The sequence below is a fragment of the Paenibacillus ilasis genome, assembly GCF_043195395.1.
GTDB lineage: Bacteria > Bacillota > Bacilli > Paenibacillales > Paenibacillaceae > Paenibacillus_AQ > Paenibacillus_AQ lautus.
The window spans coordinates 186902-208377 of record NZ_JBHDJG010000005.1; the positions used below are offsets into that span (position 1 = coordinate 186902).

General features: G+C 49.5%; 12 protein-coding genes, 11 tRNA genes and 2 rRNA genes. 3 read left to right on the forward strand and 22 right to left on the reverse strand.

The window, feature by feature from the left end:
• Positions 1–2 precede the first annotated feature (2 nt).
• Together ACETK5_RS30880 and ACETK5_RS30885 are read right to left on the reverse strand one after the other, a co-directional pair.
• Positions 3–3392, reverse strand: coding sequence for a tubulin-like doman-containing protein (locus tag ACETK5_RS30880; RefSeq protein WP_100541383.1), 3390 nt, complete (start codon positions 3390–3392; stop codon positions 3–5).
• Between the two features lie 27 nt (positions 3393–3419).
• Positions 3420–5207, reverse strand: a complete 1788-nt coding sequence (locus ACETK5_RS30885) for a vWA domain-containing protein (protein ID WP_394059623.1) — start codon at positions 5205–5207, stop codon at positions 3420–3422.
• 316 nt (positions 5208–5523) lie between these two features.
• Between ACETK5_RS30885 and ACETK5_RS30890 the strand changes: the two genes are divergently transcribed.
• The 3 genes from ACETK5_RS30890 (at position 5524) to ACETK5_RS30900 (ending at position 8536) form a co-directional block, all read left to right on the forward strand.
• A complete protein-coding gene (locus ACETK5_RS30890; RefSeq protein WP_394059624.1) occupies positions 5524–5676 on the forward strand; it encodes a hypothetical protein in 153 nt (50 codons plus the stop codon).
• Positions 5677–5818: 142 nt separating this feature from the next.
• Complete coding sequence (locus tag ACETK5_RS30895) at positions 5819–6604, forward strand: hypothetical protein (RefSeq protein WP_243391007.1); 786 nt, start codon at positions 5819–5821, stop codon at positions 6602–6604.
• 15 nt (positions 6605–6619) lie between these two features.
• Entirely contained in the window at positions 6620–8536 is a 1917-nt protein-coding gene (locus ACETK5_RS30900; RefSeq protein ID WP_100541380.1) for a hypothetical protein, read from the forward strand.
• A gap of 129 nt (positions 8537–8665) precedes the next feature.
• Here the strand turns inward: ACETK5_RS30900 and glmS are convergent, their stop codons facing one another.
• The 20 genes from glmS to ACETK5_RS31000 all read right to left on the reverse strand — a co-directional run.
• Positions 8666–10498, reverse strand: coding sequence for a glutamine--fructose-6-phosphate transaminase (isomerizing) (gene glmS, locus ACETK5_RS30905; protein ID WP_100541379.1), 1833 nt, complete (start codon positions 10496–10498; stop codon positions 8666–8668).
• 733 nt (positions 10499–11231) lie between these two features.
• Positions 11232–12572: a phosphoglucosamine mutase gene (gene glmM, locus ACETK5_RS30910; protein WP_326115776.1), complete on the reverse strand. Its 1341-nt coding sequence runs from the start codon at positions 12570–12572 to the stop codon at positions 11232–11234.
• Between the two features lie 32 nt (positions 12573–12604).
• A complete protein-coding gene (locus tag ACETK5_RS30915) occupies positions 12605–14071 on the reverse strand; it encodes a CdaR family protein (RefSeq protein WP_326115779.1) in 1467 nt (488 codons plus the stop codon).
• On the reverse strand, positions 14064–14894 hold the full coding sequence (gene cdaA, locus ACETK5_RS30920) for a diadenylate cyclase CdaA (RefSeq protein WP_071221881.1): 831 nt from the start codon (positions 14892–14894) through the stop codon (positions 14064–14066). The genes ACETK5_RS30915 and cdaA overlap by 8 nt, the downstream gene beginning before the upstream one ends.
• 319 nt (positions 14895–15213) lie before the next feature.
• Complete coding sequence (locus ACETK5_RS30925; RefSeq protein WP_100541376.1) at positions 15214–15828, reverse strand: zf-HC2 domain-containing protein; 615 nt, start codon at positions 15826–15828, stop codon at positions 15214–15216.
• A gap of 223 nt (positions 15829–16051) precedes the next feature.
• Complete coding sequence (gene sigW, locus ACETK5_RS30930; protein ID WP_009589526.1) at positions 16052–16621, reverse strand: RNA polymerase sigma factor SigW; 570 nt, start codon at positions 16619–16621, stop codon at positions 16052–16054.
• A gap of 243 nt (positions 16622–16864) precedes the next feature.
• The gene (gene ppc / locus ACETK5_RS30935) at positions 16865–19651 is read right to left on the reverse strand and encodes a phosphoenolpyruvate carboxylase (protein WP_100541375.1); all 2787 of its coding nucleotides are present in this window, start codon (positions 19649–19651) and stop codon (positions 16865–16867) included.
• Between the two features lie 273 nt (positions 19652–19924).
• A tRNA-Gly gene (locus ACETK5_RS30940) sits at positions 19925–19998 on the reverse strand.
• Positions 19999–20075: 77 nt separating this feature from the next.
• A tRNA-Pro gene (locus ACETK5_RS30945) sits at positions 20076–20149 on the reverse strand.
• Between the two features lie 20 nt (positions 20150–20169).
• Positions 20170–20246, reverse strand: a tRNA-Arg gene (locus ACETK5_RS30950).
• 3 nt (positions 20247–20249) lie between these two features.
• Positions 20250–20324: transfer RNA gene (locus ACETK5_RS30955), tRNA-Gly, on the reverse strand.
• 5 nt (positions 20325–20329) lie between these two features.
• Positions 20330–20413: transfer RNA gene (locus tag ACETK5_RS30960), tRNA-Leu, on the reverse strand.
• A gap of 14 nt (positions 20414–20427) precedes the next feature.
• Positions 20428–20503 (reverse strand) — tRNA-Lys (locus ACETK5_RS30965).
• Between the two features lie 67 nt (positions 20504–20570).
• Positions 20571–20645: transfer RNA gene (locus ACETK5_RS30970), tRNA-Gln, on the reverse strand.
• A 52-nt stretch (positions 20646–20697) separates the two neighbouring features.
• A tRNA-Val gene (locus ACETK5_RS30975) sits at positions 20698–20773 on the reverse strand.
• A 118-nt stretch (positions 20774–20891) separates the two neighbouring features.
• A tRNA-Glu gene (locus tag ACETK5_RS30980) sits at positions 20892–20966 on the reverse strand.
• 37 nt (positions 20967–21003) lie between these two features.
• Positions 21004–21079: transfer RNA gene (locus tag ACETK5_RS30985), tRNA-Thr, on the reverse strand.
• Positions 21080–21082: 3 nt separating this feature from the next.
• Positions 21083–21158 (reverse strand) — tRNA-Asn (locus ACETK5_RS30990).
• A gap of 9 nt (positions 21159–21167) precedes the next feature.
• Positions 21168–21284, reverse strand: a 5S ribosomal RNA gene (gene rrf / locus ACETK5_RS30995).
• Between the two features lie 65 nt (positions 21285–21349).
• Positions 21350–21476 (reverse strand): 23S ribosomal RNA (locus ACETK5_RS31000); the annotation flags it as partial.

Consider the following 21476-nt stretch of genomic DNA (forward strand, 5'->3'; position numbering starts at 1 on the left):
CGCTATTTCAACCTTCTGCGGATGTCATTTAATTTCGAAGAGACCTGTCTATAGAACTGATAACGTTCTTCACCGTCCGCAAGCTCCACCTTCTCGTATTCGAGCCGGTCGCGCGTTTCCAGGAAGCGTTCGGCCAATTCTTCCAGCTTCGCGAGCAGCGGCGTAATATCCTCGGAAGCGGTCAGCTCCTGATCACGGCGGGAGGATTTACGAAGCAGCGTGCTCCGGCTTTTCTCATCCAGCTGACGGAAGTGCTTGTAGACTTCATACTCCACGTCATTCACGCTTTTTAGCAGATTGGCAAACGGCTCCCAGGAATCCTCTTCCGGATCGCGATCATAAACGAAGAGCGCACCCTTCTTCGTGATCGTCCCGGTATACAACGCCTCTATAAATTGATCGAGCCATTTCTCCTCATTCTGATTGTCGCTGATCAAGAGCTCGAATTCCGTGATTTTGGCTGCGATGGCTGCATATTTCTTCAGCTCTTCCCGCACGCTGCGGATCATTTCCGGCGAACGAATCAGATTCTCTTTGGCCATATCCTCGTTGATGCTGTTGAAAATATCCTTGGAGCCTACCCGCTCCAGTCCCTCGTTCATCAATCGCTTCAGTTCGGTCCATGCCCGCTTGACCTCGCCAAGGTTAGGCTTGGGGCTATCCAGCTGCAGATCATAAGCACGAAGCAGCTCGTTCAGATCAAATGGCTTCGTGAACACAACCGCGTAGCGGCTGCTCGTATTCTGGTCAACATCCTTCTGGATGATGACCTTAAACTCAAGGGCCTGATTAAATTCAGCGCGAACGCGTTCGTTGTAATCTTGAACCCGCGGATTGACGTAGGTATCCCCCCAGGATTTTTCGGGAATCGGCGATGGCAGGTACGTCCAGTTGTTACGGTCGGTCTGCACCAAGTGGCGTCCCACGCCTTCCTTGTCCATGATCGTGCGTTCGTAACTCTCTTCATAAACCTTAAGCGGTGTATAAACGAATAACGGCACGCCGTTCTTTGTATTCAGCCAGAAGATCCGGTTCTTCACTTCGCTCTCCTTCACGGTGAAGTGAGACTTCCCGACTGAATTATTCTGATAATTTCGAATCCCCTTCAGAATGCTTGGAGCCTGCACAGGCACGGATACAAAGCCCCAGGAAGGGAAGTACAAATTGCCTGCGCTGTTGCTCAGATGGAAGACCGGAACAGCTTCATCATCCAGCTTGCTGGCGATATTGCGCTCGACAAATTTTTCGATGGAATCCTCCTGCCCGAATTTCATGACGAGGAAATCCTCCATCGAACGGGTGATCAGATCGCCGAATTTATCGGTAAGAAACTCCGAAATGGATCTGACGATATCAATCTCCTGCTCCCGGGTCCAACGATTCGCATGGCTTAGCAGCTCTTGCGCAAAATCGCGGATGAGGTCATCCACATCCTTCTGATCCATGATTTTGTTGATGACATCGGAAATGTCGGGCACGCTGACCAGGTTCCAGTAATACGTCTTGTTCCCTTTATGATCCTGCTGTTCCTCCCCGTTGACGAGAATGTCACCGTTCTTGGCAAAAATCGAATTCAGCGCATTCAGAATTTCCGTATATACGCTATAAATCCGGTTATTCTCCTGGTTCAGCAGATCGTATAAATCCTCATAGAATTCAATCATCTGCTCGGTGCGTTCCACATCCGCTTCCAGCCAATATTCGTTGATTTTGGCTTCAATATAGATGTTCTTCTTCTTATCCTTGGAGACAAAAGCGCTCTTCGCATCGCCCAGACGATCGATCGCCTGCTCTCTGGCCGACTCGATATCACGGGGAATGCGGGTCAGATTCTCGCGCAGCGCTTCGATGTAGGACAGCAGCATCTTCAGCAGGCTGAAGCCTTTCTCCGTATAAATCAAACGGGATACGTAGAACGGTCCTTGCTGCGGATGCAGGAACATGCGGCGGATTTGATCGCTGAACTGAGCCACGATCTCGCCCGGCAGCTGCTTCTTCGCTTTGATGTATTCCTCACGGGCTCTCGCCAGGAAATTTTGCTCCAGCTCCGTATCCATATTAATGACCTGATTCTTCACGACGTTCGCGTAACTAAGTCGCTCGCTGTTCTGGTAACCGGGGAGAGGCTCCGGTACGCGGGACTCAAAGTTCTTGGTCATCGAGTCCAGGTCGATGCCCAGCTTGCTTGCGAATTTCTCGACGTCCTCCTGGCTCGGCGCTTTCTCGAACATGGTTTGCATTTTGCCGAAGACGCGGTACGCCAGATAAGTGGTCATCTCTTCAATGGGTAGAACAGCTGAAGATGCGCCGATAATGTTGTAGTCGTAATTGGCAGGGTACGCCTTGTTCATCTGCGCGATATTGGTACGAATGTTGCTGATATAGTCATGGATCGCAAACTCTTCGCCGGACTGTTTTTCCTCGCTGGCCATAAAGTTCGTGATGTTCTCCGCAGTAACGTTCATGCAGTAATCATAAGCGTTCTCCAGCAGTTTGCCTTCCGTATTCGTAGCGGATATCAGGTGACACAGATTAAACGGAGGCAGCGGGGAGTTCACGTTCAGGATGCTGCCGTACTGCTGCTTGAACCGCTCGCCTCTGGCATCCACGTTCATCCAGTAATCGAGCTCTTTGAGGGCGGCATACCCGTTCTTCTTGATGTATTCGCGCGTATGCTCGCTCAAGCTTTTGTTGGCCAGATTAATATCCGGCGTAAACAGATAGCCGAGCGTGTTCACGCGGTCAATGCCGGCAGAGCCGTGGTCCCGCTCGATAATGCCGCGAACGATATAGGCAATGTCCAAGAAGCAGCCGCTGCCTGTACCACCGGAGAGCCCCGTCAGCAGGAAAACCATCAGCTTTTTGTTCGTGCCGACCGACAGCGTCTTAATCTTCTTGTCGATCGCCTGCACCACTTGTGTAATCTTCGTGAACAGGAGCAAACGGCCCGCCTGGCGTACGCCTGCTGCCCCGTTCATGCCATCGGTAATGCTCAGCTCGGGCGACAGCCAATCTGTAATATACGGCTCCAGGATGCTTCGGTTTTGAAGGAGGCCTCCAATCTCGGCATTAGAGAGGAGCACGAATTCATTGATCGGATCAAGCCCGATGCCTTTATAGCGTTTATTCTTATCCTGTTCGTTGGTCTCAAAGGCCAGAAATTCCACATTATCCGGCTTGTCCATTCTCTTCTTGGACAACGGATCCTCCGGCAGCTTGAAACGGCGGTTAATCTGATATTTCAAGCGCAGCAGCGCATCGATTCCCGTCCCTCCAAGTCCAATGATAAGGATAGGATTGTCGATGGTATCGACCCGTATTTTCTCGCTGACAATCCCGCCTCCAAGTGAAACGTCAAGCTGTTGTATATGTTCTCTAACTACCGGTTTCATAACTTCCCCTCCTGATAGGTCCTGGCTTTAAGCCAAATATTCCAATAATATCGTTTTGTCCGCCTGCTGCAGGGAAACTCTCAGCCGGTCTCCGTTCATAAGCTCCGTGCCATTCGATGCATCCAGCGCGCGGCCGGATTTCTCAATCACGGCTGAAGAATTGTTTTTAAGTATCATGCGGTCATTCTTGCCCGGCATGAAGAGGATCTTCTCGGTCTCCTTCAGCTCGGGAGCAAGCTGCAGAAGCTGATGCAGATTGAACTTCCCTTTGAACGAAGTCAGCTTCTTGTATTGCGGGAACGTCTTCTCGCCGGTGTTCTCATCTCTGATCTCGATCACGATCTGACCGACAAAGCCTTTGTTCGCTTTCTTCATCGCGCCGAGTATGAAATATGCAGCCGCTCCAACAATGAGCAGGGCCGCGATGCCAATGATTACGGGCCATAAAGGAAAAGGTTTCGCATCCTCGCCCGCAGTCATCTCCTTCCCACCGCTTCCGGAGCCCGCGGCTGCCGCTTTTGCGCTAATCTTCACAGGCGCGCTTTCGCGGTAGAAGCTCTGCTCCTCCGCCCGTACCCTCAGCTCGTAGTCGTGCTTTTGCGGAATCTTGTAATTCCCTTCAAAGCTGCCGCCTTTATTCTCAAGCTCGACCTCTGACTCGTCCCCGGTGTCCAGATCCTTAACCAACAGCTTGGCCGTCATATTGCCATACTGTTCCTGGTCCTGCAGCTTCTGTCCATTGCTGACGAGATATGCCCTAATATCGATCGTGTCTCCAGCCTTTACCTTTGAAGGTGGCGGAGGATCCATGGTCAGCTCCAGGTCGTAGTTGAATACGAGGTTGATGTCGATTTTGTCTTTCGATACGCCTTTCACCTGCAGCTTCCAATCGCCTTGCTGCGGCTTCAGCAGCTTGAGCAGCGAATAGGAATTGGAAGTGGATCGCAGTACGTTGGCCGAAGGAATAGTCTGCTCAGCGCCCGCAGGATCGACCAGCTTCACGTCGACGGGGCTTGAGGACATAATGGAAATGTTCGCCTCCAGCACGTTCGCATTCGGCACACGGACCGTAACCTCCTGATAGCTTCCGTTGCCGGTAATCGATTGTACCGGAACGATCTTAAGCTGCTGATGGCTGGCAAAAATCTCGCTTAATATTTGCGGAAGGTCATCCGCCGAACTGGTGGTAAAGGATTTGCCCCCCGTTTGGTTTGCCAATTCAGCCAGCGTTTCTTTATTCAGCTTCCCGTCGGCATTCAGCCCAATCGTATAAATCGGGATGCCGCTTCCCTTGGCCTCCTTGACGGCTTGATCTAACTGTTCTGACGCTTGCTGGCTTGTCTTGCCCGTGTTTGGATCCAGGTCATTGTTACCGTCGGCCAAAACAACGATCATCGGCGCATGCGCCGGGTCCATTCCCTGCTTCAGCACTTTTACGGCTTCATCGAGGCCTACGGACATATCCGTGTACGGGCCGCGATCAAGCTGATCGATAAACTCCTTCAGCGCGGTCTTGTCCGCCTCCGACTGAATTTCCAGCAGCGCTTTCTCCCGCTGAATCCGGTCGGTATAGGAAACGACGCCGACCTTGTCGCCGGTGGTGGCCAGCATGTCGATAAACATTTTCATCGCTTCGCCGCTGATCCGCTCCGGATCACTGTTTTTCATCGAGTTGCTGGCATCCATCACCAGTACGGCATCAATCTTGGAGCCCTGCGAGGCAGCCATTGCCTGAGGCATGGTTCCTCCGCTCCAGGTCAAGATCAGCAGCACCGCTGCCATCAAAGAGAGCAGCCATTTATTTTTACGTAACATTGAATTACTCCTTCATCCATTTAGTCTAGCATCAGGTGGATGCCTCGGTTCGTTTGTCAGACCATGAGTCTAACTGTAGGCAATAAGTCTTAAAATTACATGAAAGAAAGCTTAAAAAACAATAACGGGAACATCCATTTCTCTGGTGTATTTATATAGAAAATACCATGCTAATCACTAAAATATACCAGCACTATGTCCATATGATATAATTATACCTGCCAAAGTTCAACATAATCAGTCGTACCACCCGGACTTAGGACACAAGGCTCACCCACCATTTTCGAACAAATACGATGCCGAAAGGAATAGATATATGATTAAATACGGATGTCTCGGGATTTTGTTTCTTTTTGTCATCATCAAGATCACGGCCTACTTCAAGCGTAAGAAGAACGCCCCGACACCGGAGCAGCTGCATCAGACCCTGCTTGAAGTTGCCAACTCACAGAGGGAACAGCATGGATAAGAAAAAACCCGTACAACTTCGCCCCTATAGTAAAACGAGATATGTCTACCAAAAGTTAAGGGTTTGCAAACATTGCCACAATTTCACGATTCTTTGGGAAGACAGCTGCGCTTTCTGTAAACGGAGCGCCCCTGTCCCCGTTATGGAACTTGCAGAGAAAATGGCCAAGCGTTCCATGCAAAGTGACCGGCTTCTCTTCTATATTATAGGGCTCTCTGCCGTACTTCTTAGTCAGACCTTCTTGCAAATCGTGATCTCCTTTGCTTGTATGGTGGTCCTGCTTGTATGGTTATGGCTGATGCAGCGCCGGATGCTGCAAACGGAGACCCTGCATGCCCTGAACAAGCTTATAAGATCTCATCGAAAACAGATTCTTGAGGGCCTGGATCTGAACAAAGCAACGGCTTCTGCCGCCATCAAGGAAGATGCCCAGCTAGGGTATGAAATCGTCAGGGAAATTGCCTCCTTGGTCCGGAATGACCGTATCCGTCTGCAGCAGATCGTTCTCCTTCAAAGCTTCAGCTTGCGCAAGGATATGGAGCTTGAACTCGAACCGCTATTGCTGGATGAGTTTGATCCGGATCTGGCCGCCTATATCGGTGAAATCGCCAAAATTAAACGCGAGTTGATCAACAGCAAAGCGATCCAATACCTGCTCAACCATGAATCCAACATCTTGCGGATGGAGCAAGGCAGGCAGATTATGATCGACGCCGCCGGGGCAGCGGTACGGAAGAAAAAATATATCGATACGTTCCCTGATTTTATTAGCCGCTATGCGGATGGATTGCCGAGATACCGCTTCCTCCGCTTGTATCAGATCGTACGCCGCAATCCCGGCTTGTCGTGGAACGGCCTGCGGGACCGGGTGTCGGCCATTTATAATGAACACTACCGCTCGGACCCTGATTTTCAAAAATGGGATTAGAGGGGCTATACCGTTATGACGATGAAAAACACGCTAACCCTGCGTAATTTGTATCTTTTTTTATGTATAGTCCTTCTGCTGCTGATCGGATATAAGGGATTTCATATCTATCAGAAAATCGAATCGATGGCACAAGCCGAGTTATTATATGCTCAGAAAAAAATGGTTCAGGCCGAGGAGTGGTATCAGAAAGCGCGAAATAACCGCTCCCTTCTATATAAAGAAGAGCTGCTTGCTTCAAGATTACAAGAGCTTCAACCCATTACTTCCATGAAGCAGAGCCTTTCTTCGCTTGATCATCGATTGAGCCGTGTCGGGGAAGCAGGCGATTTTTCCGGCTTTATGAACGTATATGCCGAATTGCTTGATACAGAGCAGAAGCTGGCCGAGCAGCAAGGAGCTTATGCTTCCTACTACGATGAAATTGCTGCATTCTACGGAATCCCCGGCGATGTGAAACGGATATTCCTGCAGTTCATTGGTTTGTTTAACCGTCAAGCCGACGAACTGCTTGAAGAGCAGCAGTATGACGATAGCAGCTTCAAATGGAATTTGCTCCGCATTCCGGATTCATTCTACGGCGGGGAGAAGCAGAAGAATGACAAGCTGCTCCATCTGTTCCAGCGTTATGACGAAATGGTCCTAACCCGTCTGGCAGGAGCCGGACAGTATACGGATCTGCTGAATGGGTCACATGCCATGAGTTCCGAATATGCCAACCGATCGCTGCCGGCTGCCTGGTTGAACCGCAAGACCGATGAACTTGTGTATACCATGCTGCAAAAGGATGTGCTGCGAGAACGGCCCTCCGATTTTGTTTCGCACGCCATGGGGTATCGAGACTACCTGGAACGGAACGAACGAAAGAACGCGGAAATCATGGAGTATATTCAGAACCAGATGAACCGGTGGATCGCAGCGGCTGATGGGATGGTACAAAGCCAGAACTACGAGGAAGCGGTAGCACTCTATGAAGCGCTGTCGGGATACCAGGATATGAGCGGTAAACTGCAAGCTGCCGAATTGGCCTGGACGATCCACGATCCGATTCGTTTGTTCCACATGGCTGGTTTGAAAGGCAGCTTCAGCTACGTCAGCGGAGGCGGGAATCGTTTCGGAGGATTGGCCTATGCCACTGGGGTTGATGAGGGAAATATCATCTATTTAGCAGTCTTGAATGCCGATGAAACGGTGCAATTATTCCAAAACCATGATTACCCGTCCGACATCGCCATCCAACAGGTTTCAGTCGAGGATTCGCTTAGCACCGCGAAGAATCCGGTTATCCTTGTAGAAGGCGATGCAGATAACGAGCTGGTCTGGTATTCAGCCTATGAAGCCAGAGATGCCAATCTGACGCCGCTGTTCCAGTTCACGGCCGAAGGCTATCAAGTGCAGCCGGATAAGTCTTTGCTGGTGACGAATCTGGAAGGAGCCAGTCCGGATGAGATCGCCATCTTCGAACGTCAGGGAGACCAATACGGATTCACAGGATATCAGGTTCATTATACCGACATCGATATCGCTAATATCGAGAAGTATCCGAATGAGAAGGTTCGCTTCTCGGTCCATATCCCGGAAGGTGGCTACGGCGAGGTCGTTGCTGGACGTAATGGATACTATATCGTCTTAAGGGGAGACTTGGATTTCCCTGCGGGGAGCGCGACGCTAATCGGAACGTTCAACGGCGAGTATCAGCAGCTGGAGATACCGGGAAGCCAGAGTTCCACAACAACTCTAGACCCCGTTGAACCGGAGGCCAATCAGGTTGACGGAAATATCATGGATGAAACAGATAGCCCAAGCGAACCCGCTACCACCGAAGAAATCAATCCTGATGAAGTCCAACAAGACAATGGCGAGATTGGTGACAGCACCGGATCCAGACAGATCACGCAGGTGCCTGTCATTCAGGTCGAATCGATCGAGTAAGCATAACAAAAAGGCTTCGCCCCTTATCACCAGGGGCGAAGCCTTTTCATTTATAAATTCATTTTTTCTTATGCGATATGAATCCTGACTTTCATAAACTGAACAGGAGCTTATTTCCCCGCTCCCGCCTTACTCCACCGTCACGCTCTTCGCCAGGTTACGCGGTTTATCCACGTCGTTGCCACGGGCAAGCGATGCGTAGTAGGCAAGCAGCTGTAACGGTACGACAGACAAAGCTGCCGTCAAGATCGGCAAAGTCTTCGGAATGGCGAAGGCTTGATCCACGGATTTCAGCAGGCCGGCCACATGCTCTTCATGCGTAATGGCCATCACTTCTGCACCGCGTGCCTTCACTTCCTTGATGTTGCTCACCGTTTTCTCCATAACCGCTTCCTGGGTTGCCAAGGCAATGACCGGAATTCCCTCTTCAATCAGGGCCAGCGTACCATGCTTCAGTTCGCCAGCAGCATAAGCCTCGGAGTGAATGTAAGAAATCTCCTTAAGCTTAAGGGATCCTTCTTGTGCTACGGCGTAGTCTTGACCACGGCCGATGAAGAACAGGTTCTCATGCTCCGCAATTTGCTCGGCATATCCCTTGATCGATTCTGCGTTGGTCAGCATGGACTCTACCTGTTCAGGCAGTGCTTCCATCGCTGCAATCACTTCAGCAACGGCGTCTTCCGTCATCGTACCGCGTACTTGAGCCAAGTACAGACCAAACAGATAGAACGCAATCAACTGCGAGGTGTAAGCTTTCGTGGAAGCTACGGCAATCTCTGGGCCAGCCAGGGTGCCGAGCACATCGTTAGCCTCACGGGCAATCGAGCTGCCCACCACGTTGGTGATGGCCAAGACATGAGCGCCATGGCTCTGTGCTTCACGAAGCGCAGCCAAGGTGTCTGCCGTTTCACCGGATTGGCTTACCACGATGACAAGCGTCTCCGGCGTAACGATCGGCGAACGGTAACGGTACTCGGAAGCCACGTCATTTTCAACCGGAATGCGTACCATCTCTTCGATCACGCTGCGTCCCACAAGTCCGGCATGGTAAGCCGTACCGCAGGCGACGATCTGCACATTGCGAATGTTCTTAATCTGTTCCTGTGTCAGCTTCAACTCCGGCAGAACGACTTTACGTCCGCTCTCATCCACACGGCCCAGCATCGTATCCCGGTATGCTTTGGGCTGCTCGTGGATCTCCTTCAGCATGAAGTGATCGAATCCGCCTTTTTCCGCCGTAACGGCATCCCAATCGACACGAATCATTTCCCGAGAAATAAAGTTCCCCTCAATGGTCATTAATTCGACAGCATCTGCTGTCAGCAGAGCCATCTCTCCATCGTTGAGAATATATACGTTCCGCGTATATTTCAAAATAGCCGGAATATCAGAACCGATGAAGTTCTCTCCTTCGCCAAGACCGATAATAAGCGGGCTTGCTTGACGTACAGCCACCAATCGATCCGGCTCATACTCGGTCAAGACGCCGAGGGCAAATGCGCCTCTCATGTAAGAGATCGCCTTCTGCACGGCCTTAACGATATCCCCGTCATATTCACGGGCGATGAGATGGGAGATAACTTCCGTATCGGTCTCCGAAACAAACTGATGTCCTTGGCTGATCAGCTCTTCCTTCAGCTCCAGATAGTTCTCAACGATCCCGTTATGAACAACGGAGAACTTCTGGCTTTCGTCCGTATGCGGATGCGAATTCACGTCCGATGGCCGACCATGCGTAGCCCAGCGGGTATGACCGATACCTGCAGTTCCCACGAGTGGGGCAGACTCCAGTCTCTCCTCCAGATTGGCAAGACGCCCTTGCGCCTTGGCCACACGCAACCCTTCATTCGTAAAGACGGCAATCCCTGCTGAATCGTATCCGCGATACTCCAGCTTTCTCAATCCCTCGATCAACACCGCTTGCGTTTTCTGATTTCCAATATATCCGACAATACCACACATCGTATGATTCCTCCGTTCAATTTCCCTATAATAGTAGGCGGAAATAGAACACGGCAGCATCTGTGCGGTATCAGGAAAGAAGAATGATCTATTCAATTATCAACGTTCAAAATATCCAGCAAGATATAGGCTGCTAAAGTTGAACAGACATGAATGCACTCTTCTTCCACCGCGCTGCCCTGTTCTAAATCGCACATTCATGTTTTGTATATTAGTGATAAGAAGCACCTGCGGATACGTTGTAAGAACGGTCGCCCATTCCTTTTCCGTGATTCGCTTACGGTTGGTGCATAACCGAGAGGTCCCCGCCGAACAATCCGAACACCTCTACCTCGTCAACTTGCGTTCTGCCGTCTGGTCATCCCTATCGTAGCAATAACCAATCCCCGCGCAGGTACAAGCTCTGGCGCTTATAAAGCTTGAAGTAACCTCACAATCCTCGCTTTCTATTCTTGAATGACATCCTTTATTATATTCATGCGTTCAGACTTTGGCAACTCGGCTGTTTCCCAGATGCTCCAAGCCCTGCGTATAATTAACCCCATGAATGACATCGAATGACCTATCCTCTCAAGCGATGCCGTAATTTGCACTCTTTGCTGACAGGACAAGGGGTGTTGCGCTTTCATTCGACCCGCATTATGGAAAACAGCGGGCCAGTGAACAGAAACTTCATAGTTCACTGGCCCTGACAAAAATTAGTCTGCTTTCCTTGAAAAATACACCCTTAGTCTTACGCCAATTCCCGCTTCACCACGTCAGCAATCTGCGTTACATAACGGTCGAGTTCTTCTTTGTCCGGGCCTTCCGCCATGACGCGAATGAGGGATTCGGTTCCCGATGGGCGAACCAGGACGCGTCCGTTATCACCCAGAATGCCTTCAACTTCAGCAATCGCAGACTCAATAACGGTATTGCCTTGGTACTTGCTCTTATCGCCAACACGAACATTAACCAGCACTTGCGGATACTTGCGCATGCTGCTCTTCAGCTCATGCAGAGGCTTGCCGGAGGCTACCAACGTATCCACCAATTGAATTCCCGTTAGAATGCCATCCCCTGTGGTGTTGTGATCCAGGAATATCACATGCCCCGATTGCTCTCCACCCAGGTTATAACCACCGCGGCGCATTTCTTCCATCACGTAGCGGTCACCGACTGCAGTTTTAGCGGTTTTCAGCTTCAAGCTGTCACATGCCTTATAGAAACCGATGTTACTCATAACGGTTGAAACGATGGTGCCTGCCTTCAGCTTGCCGGCACGGTTCATGGCATCACCGCAAATGCACAGAATGAAATCGCCGTCCACTTCCTCGCCTTTTGCGTCAATGGCAATCAGGCGATCCGCATCTCCGTCAAAAGCGAGACCGAGGTCAGCGCCATGCTGGAGTACGGCCTCAACGAGTTTCTCCGGATGAGTCGATCCACAGTGATCATTAATATTCAGGCCGTTCGGCTCAGCACCGATGGCGATCACTTCCGCACCCAATTCACGGAAAAGCTTCGGAGCCAGCTCATAAGCTGCGCCATTCGCACAGTCAAGAACGATTTTCAGACCGTCAAACCGGTTATTGACCGTCGTTTTCAAATATTCCAGGTATTTATATTTCGATTCGTTATCAACCAGCAATTCACCTAAATCAGCCCCGATTGGTCGCGGCAGATTATCTGTTTCCGCATCCATGAGCTCTTCAATCTTAAGCTCTGTCTCATCCGACAGCTTGAAGCCGTCTCCACCGAAGAACTTGATGCCGTTATCTTGTACCGGATTATGTGAAGCCGAGATCATAACACCCGCATCAGCCTTCAAAAGTCTTGTGATATACGCCACCGCTGGTGTACTCACGACACCCAGACGAATGACGTGTGCACCGATGGACAGCAGGCCTGCAACCAAAGCCGACTCCAGCATAGCCCCGGATACCCGGGTATCCATACCGATGATGACGGTTGGCTTCTCTTTATCGCCAGTAAGCACATAGCCTCCGCAGCGACCGATGCTGTAAGCCATTTCCGCTGTCAGTTCTTGATTTGCAACTCCTCTTACTCCATCTGTACCAAAATATTTCCCCATGTTTTATATACTCCTTTATCTACTCTTCGTTATTATCCATCATTGGACGTTTCTGATCCGGTTGTTCCATCACTTGATCCGTCTCCCGGCGGATGTGATGGGCTTTCTCCTGATCCGGAGTTATTCGTATCTTCATCAGTTGGAGGCGTCTCCGTATTCTCCTCCTGATCATTGCCTGTTCCTGATCCCGTTCCTGGTGAAACAGGCTTGTCTTTGTCCGTTCCCTCATTCTTCGAGGTGTCCGGCTCCGTTGTCACGGGTTTGGAGTTATCCTTGAGCTCTATCTTAATCACAGGACGTTCCGAATCCGTACGGTTAATAAAATTAGGCAGCGTGATCTGCAGCGGAATTTCGTGAACGCCGGCTTTTAACCCAGTTGCGTTCGCTTCAGCTCCGATATCGGTCGGCTCCAGACTATTGAGCAAGTCAGGCGCTCCGGTGAGCGTTAAAGATATGGTCTTTGTCTTTGGATCTGTTATGACAGCATCCAGGCCGGTGGCAACCCCTTTTAACGTTATCGGAATCCCCGTAATCACCCGTTCACCATGCGATACAGCCGTAACATCCACCGTTACAGAGCTCGGCTCGATTTTCTCAAAACCTTCGGGCGGCGTCAAGTCGGCCGTAAGCACTGTTGTTCCCGAATTTCTAACTTCTCCCAAATTGATCGTAGCTTCGACATAGGTCTCAGCTCCTGCCAGCGCCTCTTTACTGCCAAACAGCTTCACTTCTTTTACTTTCTGGTCCACCTTGGAGAGGACAAACCCCTCAGGCAGCCGTCCGGTATATTGTATCTCCAGTGGGAGGGTGACAAATGCAGGTTCAATCGGCACTTCAGCTGCTACTGCAGCAGGCTCAATGACCGCATCTTCCATCGCGTTGCCTTCTTTATCATATGCTGTAAGCTTGACTCGTTTCTCCGTAATCTTCTCTTTGGCACCATCAAGGTCCACATTACCTTTGACCTGCCCCAGATTCGCCATGGACGATTCAGGCAGGGTAACCGTGACTTGTCTTGGGTCAATCAGCACGGGTGTTCCGGCCCGGTAATCTTTAGCAGGCTCGCCTTTGGTTCCAATACTTACCGTCACGGATTTCGACACTCTCGGCTCTACCGTCACCGTAACAACGGATGGCTCCATCGATATCATCTCCACGCCACTCGGGATGGAGGGGGTTAGCGGAAGTGTGTGCGTACCCGGTTCTCTGACGTTGCTCAAATCAAGCTTCACCTTATAGTCGTCGGTCAAAAGCGAGATATTGGATTTCTTTCCCCGAACTTGGAGATTTACGCGGTCCTTATCGATACCCGTTAACGCATATTCGCTGTCATCAAATCCATACGTCTGAATCTTAACGCCTTCAATGACTTTGGTATCATAAAAAGTGGTTGGCGGTGCAGGCGTTCCGCTGTCCATATGAACCATCGCCCACAATAAAATACTGACAGCGAGTGCAATGAGCTTGCTTGCCGTGTTGTTCTTGATCCATTTATCCATTGCTGCCGTCCCCCTTCCGTTTCCAGAAGAACGTGCGTTTCTCCTTAATGGACGCGGCAGGCCTGAGCTCCTCATACAATTTGGAGATGAGGGACTCTTCCTTAATATCTCGAACCACTTGTCCATTCAAGGCCAGCGATACTTGCCCAGTCTCCTCGGATACGACAACCGAAATCGCATCCCCCACCTCACTGATTCCGATAGCGGCACGGTGTCTTGTTCCCAGTTCCTTACTGATAAAAGGATTCTCCGATAGCGGCAAATAACAGCCAGCGGCCGCAATTTGACCGTTCTGAATAATGACGGCTCCGTCATGGAGAGGTGTGTTCGGTATAAAAATGTTAATAAACAATTCCGAGCTGATCACCGATCTCATCGGAATCCCTGATTCTACATACTCATTCAGGCCCGTCGTCCGTTCAAAGACGATCAGAGCCCCTATTTTGCGCCGCGACAAATAATTAACCGCCTTAATGGTTTCGCTGATTAACTTATTGGTCTCCTCGTCAATATCCGCCGTCCGCCCGAACAGCTTGCCTCGTCCGAGCTGCTCCAGGCCACGTCTGAGCTCCGGCTGGAAGATGATGAAGATCGCCAGCACCCCAAATGTGAAGATCTGATTCATCAGCCACTTCAGCGTGTACAGATCAAACCAAGTGCTGAGCGCCCAGATGACCACAAGCACCAAAATCCCTTTGAGCAGCTGGACCGCCCGCGTACCGCGGACGAGCAGAATCATCTGGTATATTATATAAGTAACGATAAGGATATCGATGATATCTTTAATGGTTTCACCCCAGGTCATATCTGTGAAATACTCCATACAGCAACCCCCGTCATTTCCTTTAAGTGCGGGCCCAAAAAATCCGGTTCCTCGAAAATGAACGCTAAGATTCGAATGACCGAACCAGCTCTCCATTTTCCATCTGATCACACGGGGACTTTTTGAACTTCCTTTTTAATAACGCATGAGACTTATATATGTAGTATGTACTCTACACTCTCTAGGTTATAACGTTAATCTTTCCGATGCAAGCGGACGCCCTCCGCTTTCCATGAAAAAGATCATAAAATCAACAAAAGAAGCGCCGTCTTTTCACTGAAAAGAGGCGCTTTTTAATTAAGTAGGCTTCAGGTTACACCTAGCGGTAAGCGGCATCCGTAAACAGAGTGGAGATCTTGTACCATATCCAGTCCATCGCCCGATCTATGTCCTTTACTTGACCTGCTATATGTGAGGTGGAAGCCTGAAATAATTCTCCGTCAATGACGGTCACATTGCCATTCACTTGACCGTAGACCTTCGTCTTTCCATTCTCGACTGTAATATCTCCCGTGATGATTTGATCCGGAGGAATAATGACGGTATCTCCTTCAATCACCAGCTTTTCGAATTCATCACTCTTTACAACCAGCTGAGTATCCTGACTCCAAAAACTGATTGTGCTGAAGAGCATGACAACCAAAAACAAAGCTGCAGCCGTGAGCGCAGGATGATTCCTAACCCATTTGACCCAAGCTTTTTGTTTCTTGGGCTGCGGCAGCATACCCATTATACGTTCCGTTAAATCATCGGATGGCTTGGTCGCATGATGAGTTAAGGAATAAAGAAGCATATCGGTATGCTCCAGCTTCTCGAAGTAATTCCGACAGTCAGCACAATCCAGCAAATGCTCTTGCAATTCCAGCTGTTGTGGGTCGGACAAGTCATTATCCAGATAATCATGCATCAAAGAGACGGCTAATTTGCAATCCATTTGTGAGCCAATCCTTTCATTCAATCTCTTTGCTGGGTCTATTCCCCCATAGGGGCATAAGACTTGCTTATTGTTCATACGTGCCGGAATCGGGGATGTTTCAATTTTTTTAAAAGAAAATTAGAAAAAAAATAGCGGATACGGACTTTCAGGCATCGCAAGAAAAAAGCGCCCTTAAACGCGGTCTCTCTTCCTCAAAGAACGGCGATAGGCGTTTTTTTCATCACAATTTGTATTCTAATTTTTTACGCAAAAATTCGCGTCCACGATGAACTCGTGTTTTGATCGTTGTTACAGGCAAGTCCAAAATCTCGCTGATCTCTTGCAGGGATAAATCCTGAATGTACCTTAGAATCATGATCGTCTTGTACTTGGCAGGAAGTCCGTCAATCGCCTGATGAATGATGCGCTGTGTCTCCGATAGCAGCATTTCACTCTCAGGTGTACGGTTATCGCTCGGGATCAGGGAATAGCCGTCCATACCTTCGCTTTCATTCAGGTCGGCGTCCAGCGAGAAAGACGGCTTGCGCTTGCGCAGCCGATCAATGCTAAGATTTGTACCGATTCGGTATATCCAAGTTGAGAACTTCTGATTCTCGTCGTATCGATCAAGGTTTTTATATACACGCAAAAAAGTCTCTTGTACGACATCCTCGGCCTCATGGCGGTTACTCAGCATCCGGTAAGCCAAATGAAAAATTTTGTCTTTATAAAGCTCTACGATTTCGGCAAAAGCTCTCTGGTCCCCTTTTCGGGCCAGCTTCGCCAGTCTTACATCCAAATTGTCCACCATAATTCCCCCAGAATGGTCTGATGGGTAACGTCTAAAAAAGCATCATTCAAATCGTAATTCAACTGTTTCTAAAAATCAACAATAATTCAAAAAGAATCCCTATTCCCTATCAAAGACAATCATGTTGCAGCCGATACTCTAATCATCAGAGGTTATGCTGCTTCATAGATTAAAAAACGAGGTCCCTCTAGGGAACCTCGCCTTATACTATCCCTTTCAAACCGCTTTGTCATCCTGTAAGGATCAACCTGTATTACGAAGCCCCGCCGCAATGCCGTTGATGGTCAGCAGTACTTCCCGAAGCAGATCCGGATCGTCCTGCTCCTGCTCCCTCAGCTCGCGCAGCTCGTTAAGCAATTGAACCTGCAAATAGCTAAGCGGATCCACGTAAGGGTTACGGAGTCGAATTGATTCCTGCAGGACCGGCTGGTTATCCAGAATATCCTGTTGTCCCGTAATCTTAAGAACAAGCTCTTTCGTCAAGTTAAACTCATCTTGGATCAGACCGAAGATACGCTCGCGGGCTTGATCATCCTTCGTCATCAGAGAATACTCCTTGGCGATGATCAGATCAGCCTTGGCAAGAGCCATCTGAAGGGTATCGATCAGCGACGTAAAGAACGGATAGCTCGTGTACATCTTCTGTAGCACCTTCATATTCTCTTCCTTGCCCTGGTAGAAGCTCTGTAAGCCCGTACCAGCCGCGTACCATGCCGGAAGCAGGTAACGGCTCTGGGTCCACGCAAACACCCAAGGAATGGCTCTGAGGTCCTCAAAACGGTCACTGTTCTTACGCTTGGATGGTCGGGAACCGATATTCAGCTCTCCCACTTCAGGAAGCGGCGTGGATTCCTTGAAGAAACTCAGGAAATCCGGATCACGGAAGATCAGATCCTGGTATTTCTTCTGTGAAGCGGCCGATATGCTCGAGGAAATCTCTTCCCACTCTTTTTCGGTCGATTCTTTTTCAGGGTAACGGGCATTAAGAGAAGCCGTTATAAGTGCTGAAGTCGCCTGGTCCAAACTGCGGTAGGCAATTCCTTTCAAGGAATAACGTGAAGAAATGACCTCGCCTTGCTCCGTGATTTTGATGCCCCCTGCAATCGTTGATGCCGGTTGAGCCAAAATGCTGCGATTCAGAGGCATACCACCGCGTCCAAGCGACCCGCCGCGTCCATGGAAGTATTTCACCTTGATGCCATACTCATTGGCTGCAGCCGTAATATCTTTGAGTGCTACCTGGAGCTCCCAGTTCGCGGTAATGGCTCCGCCGTCCTTGTTGCTGTCAGAGTAACCCAGCATGATTTCCTGAAGCTCATTCATGGCGCTAACCGCTTCCCGGTAGATCGGTAGGCTGAAGAGCTTACGCATAATATTAGGTGCGGCATGAAGATCCTCAATCGTCTCAAACAATGGTGCAGCCTGCAAAGTAGCTATGACAGAACCATCGTTGTCCTTGCGGAAGAGTCCGACTTCTTTGGCAAATACCATCACTTCCAGAACGTCGCTTGCGCCCTCGGACATACTGATCAAATAACTTGAAATACACTTCACGCCAAATTCCTGCTGGGCACGGAATACCGTACGGTATACTTCAAGGCATTCTTCGGTGCTGTCGCTGTACTCTTGATAAGGCGTAGTCAATGGACGAGGATCGTTAAGCAGGTTGTTAAGCAGCTCGATCTTCTCGTCTTCGCTTAATTGGGCGTAATCCTGCGTCACGTTCATTTTACGAAGAATTTCGGCCATGGCATTTTCATGCTCTTGGCTATGCTGTCTGATATCCAGCGTTGCTGTATGGAAGCCAAACAACTCCGCCTGACGGATCAGTTTTTGAATATACGTATCTGCAACATAGTCAGCAAAATGGAAGCGCAAGCTTCGATCAATGATATTCAAGTCCTCGATAAATTCCTCAGGGGACTGATAACGCTCGCTGCCAGTCATGTTCTCATCGAGAATATGACTCATTTTAGCCAGCATATATACCAGCTTTACACGATAAGGCTCTTTCTCATTGTGCCAAATTTCCATCTTCTTCAGTGTTACATGTTCGCGGTCTTTTTCAATGGATTGAAGCAATTCATCCGAAACGCTCACAATCGACGAGCTGAAGCTCAGGTATTTCATGAATTCACGCAAAATCCGTTGGTATTCACGAATCGCCAGCTTCCGCTGCATTTCAAGCGTTCTCCATGTTACGTCCGCCGTCACTGAAGGATTTCCGTCCCGATCGCCACCGATCCACGAACCGAAACGCAAATAGGTTGGAACGTGCCAATGGTGACCCGGATAATATTTACTTAGGCAGCGCTCCAGTTCTTGATAAACCTCTGGCAGAATGTGAAACAGGGTCTCGTGAAAATAATACATACCGTTTCTGACCTCATCAAGAACCGTTGGCTTACGGTCGCGAAGCTCGTCGGTTTGCCACAGTGTAATCACTTCATTCAGTAGTTTCTCCCGAAGCTGCTCTCGTTCGCGGAATGTCAGTGTCGGGTTGTCCAGTTGCATCACATCGTCCGCTATCCGTTTATGAATATCCAGAATAGCCCGACGCATCGCTTCTGTTGGATGAGCTGTCATTACCAGCTCAAGGGATAGACTTTCGAGAATTTCTTGAACTTCTTCAAACGTAATATTGCGCTCTTTCAAATCCTGGACCGCACTTTCAATGGAACCTGGTTGAACACTCTCTCCGGCGGAACGCTCGTAATCGCGTTTGCGACGAATGCGATGATTCTGCTCCGCGATATTAACCAATTGAAAGTAAATGGCAAACGCGCGAATTACCTGATGGCGAATGTCGGGCTCCAATGTGCTGATGATCCTTTTGAAATCTGCAAACAATTCTGGCAGGAATACGGATCGCAACGATTTACTCGTTTCACGAATTTTCTCAACTATATCTAAAAGCTCATTGCCACCTTGGTGGACAAGAACTTCTCCAAGAATATTGCCAAGGAACCGTACATCTCGCCGCAGCAGATTGTTGGAATTGCTCTTTGCGGTTACTGTAAGTTCAGTCATGCTACTCCTCCCATCTCAACCCGTTTCAGCAGTTTGTCTATAGGACGTAACGCCTTCCTAACATCATACAATAAAAGCGCATGAAAATCTGCATTTTCCAGGCGAAAAAATTAGCCAAATCGACAAAACTCATGATATTGATATACCCATATACCATGGACATTAGTCCTATAAACCTTGATCCAACGATGTTCTTTAGTACATTAACACTTCGCAGGGTAGTCGTGTGAATATGTAAAAAAACATCACACACGGTGATGTCCTGCTTATGTATGGAGCGGGTGATGGGAATCGAACCCACGCTACCAGCTTGGAAGGCTGGAGTTCTACCATTGAACTACACCCGCATATCAACCTACAAAAGTGACGCTATGCTTCGGAGCATACTCCGATTACTTTTGTAGGGCCCTAAATCTTAAGAAAATCGGGATGACACGATTTGAACATGCGACCCCCTGGTCCCAAACCAGGTGCTCTACCAAGCTGAGCTACATCCCGATATTAATCTTTTTAAAAAATGGCACGCCCTGAGAGATTCGAACTCCCGACCTTTTGATTCGTAGTCAAACGCTCTATCCAGCTGAGCTAAGGGCGCAAATGGAGCGGACGACGGGAATCGAACCCGCGACCCTCGCCTTGGCAAGGCGATGCTCTACCGCTGAGCCACGTCCGCATTAATGGTGCGCGTGGAGGGACTTGAACCCCCACGTCAAAGACGCTAGATCCTAAGTCTAGTGCGTCTGCCAATTCCGCCACACGCGCACAAGATGAAACAATGGTGAGCCATGAAGGACTCGAACCTTCGACACCCTGATTAAAAGTCAGGTGCTCTACCAACTGAGCTAATGGCTCGCATTTCAGGTCTCCGAAAAGTATTCGGAATCACCTTCAAAGCTTAACTTCACTTTTTAGGATGAAGTGGCTGGGGATATAGGATTCGAACCTATGCATGACGGAGTCAAAGTCCGTTGCCTTACCGCTTGGCTAATCCCCAAAATCGATGAGTACTTCTATTTTGCTGATTCTCGTTAGAATCATACATGAAATGGTGGAGGCTGAGGGGATCGAACCCCCGACCCTCTGCTTGTAAGGCAGATGCTCTCCCAGCTGAGCTAAGCCTCCATGTTGTGGTGACCCGTAGGGGATACTCTCACTTCGTTCGAGACTGCGAAGCCTCCGCTTACGAAGTTATCCTCCGACGAACCGACGGGATTCTCATTCCCTGATGCAATTAAAATAGTGGTGACCCGTAGGGGATTCGAACCCCTGTTACCTCCGTGAAAGGGAGGTGTCTTAACCCCTTGACCAACGGGCCACAATTTCATGCTGCATGTCCAATTCAAAAGCGAATCTGGAGCTTCCAACCGGGATCGAACCGGTGACCTCATCCTTACCATGGATGCACTCTACCTACTGAGCTATGGAAGCAAGTGGCTCCCCGAACAGGACTCGAACCTGTGACAACTCGATTAACAGTCGAGTGCTCTACCAACTGAGCTATCAGGGAATATGTACCGCTTGGCGACGTCCTACTCTCCCGGGACCCTTCGGTCCAAGTACCATCGGCGCTGGAAGGCTTAACGGTCGTGTTCGGTATGGGTACGCGTGGAACCCTTCCGCCATCGCCACCAAACGGCTCAGATGCTTGATCACCTGAAAACTAGATACGAAACGAAATTTGCAGCACATTGAAATATGTTGGATAAGCCCTCGACCGATTAGTATTGGTCAGCTCCATGCATTGCTGCACTTCCACCTCCAACCTATCTACCTCGTCGTCTTCAAGGGGTCTTACTAGTTGGGAAATCTCATCTTGAGGGGGGCT

Coding starts and splice junctions, on each gene's coding strand:
- cdaA (WP_071221881.1), bottom strand. CDS start 14,894: ATGGAGTATTTCACAGATATGACCTGGGGTGAAACCATTAAAGATATC.
- ACETK5_RS30885 (WP_394059623.1), bottom strand. CDS start 5,207: ATGTTACGTAAAAATAAATGGCTGCTCTCTTTGATGGCAGCGGTGCTG.
- glmM (WP_326115776.1), bottom strand. CDS start 12,572: ATGGGGAAATATTTTGGTACAGATGGAGTAAGAGGAGTTGCAAATCAA.
- ACETK5_RS30900 (WP_100541380.1), top strand. CDS start 6,620: ATGACGATGAAAAACACGCTAACCCTGCGTAATTTGTATCTTTTTTTA.
- glmS (WP_100541379.1), bottom strand. CDS start 10,498: ATGTGTGGTATTGTCGGATATATTGGAAATCAGAAAACGCAAGCGGTG.
- ACETK5_RS30890 (WP_394059624.1), top strand. CDS start 5,524: ATGATTAAATACGGATGTCTCGGGATTTTGTTTCTTTTTGTCATCATC.
- ppc (WP_100541375.1), bottom strand. CDS start 19,651: ATGACTGAACTTACAGTAACCGCAAAGAGCAATTCCAACAATCTGCTG.
- ACETK5_RS30915 (WP_326115779.1), bottom strand. CDS start 14,071: ATGGATAAATGGATCAAGAACAACACGGCAAGCAAGCTCATTGCACTC.
- ACETK5_RS30880 (WP_100541383.1), bottom strand. CDS start 3,392: ATGAAACCGGTAGTTAGAGAACATATACAACAGCTTGACGTTTCACTT.
- sigW (WP_009589526.1), bottom strand. CDS start 16,621: ATGGTGGACAATTTGGATGTAAGACTGGCGAAGCTGGCCCGAAAAGGG.
- ACETK5_RS30925 (WP_100541376.1), bottom strand. CDS start 15,828: ATGGATTGCAAATTAGCCGTCTCTTTGATGCATGATTATCTGGATAAT.
- ACETK5_RS30895 (WP_243391007.1), top strand. CDS start 5,819: ATGGAACTTGCAGAGAAAATGGCCAAGCGTTCCATGCAAAGTGACCGG.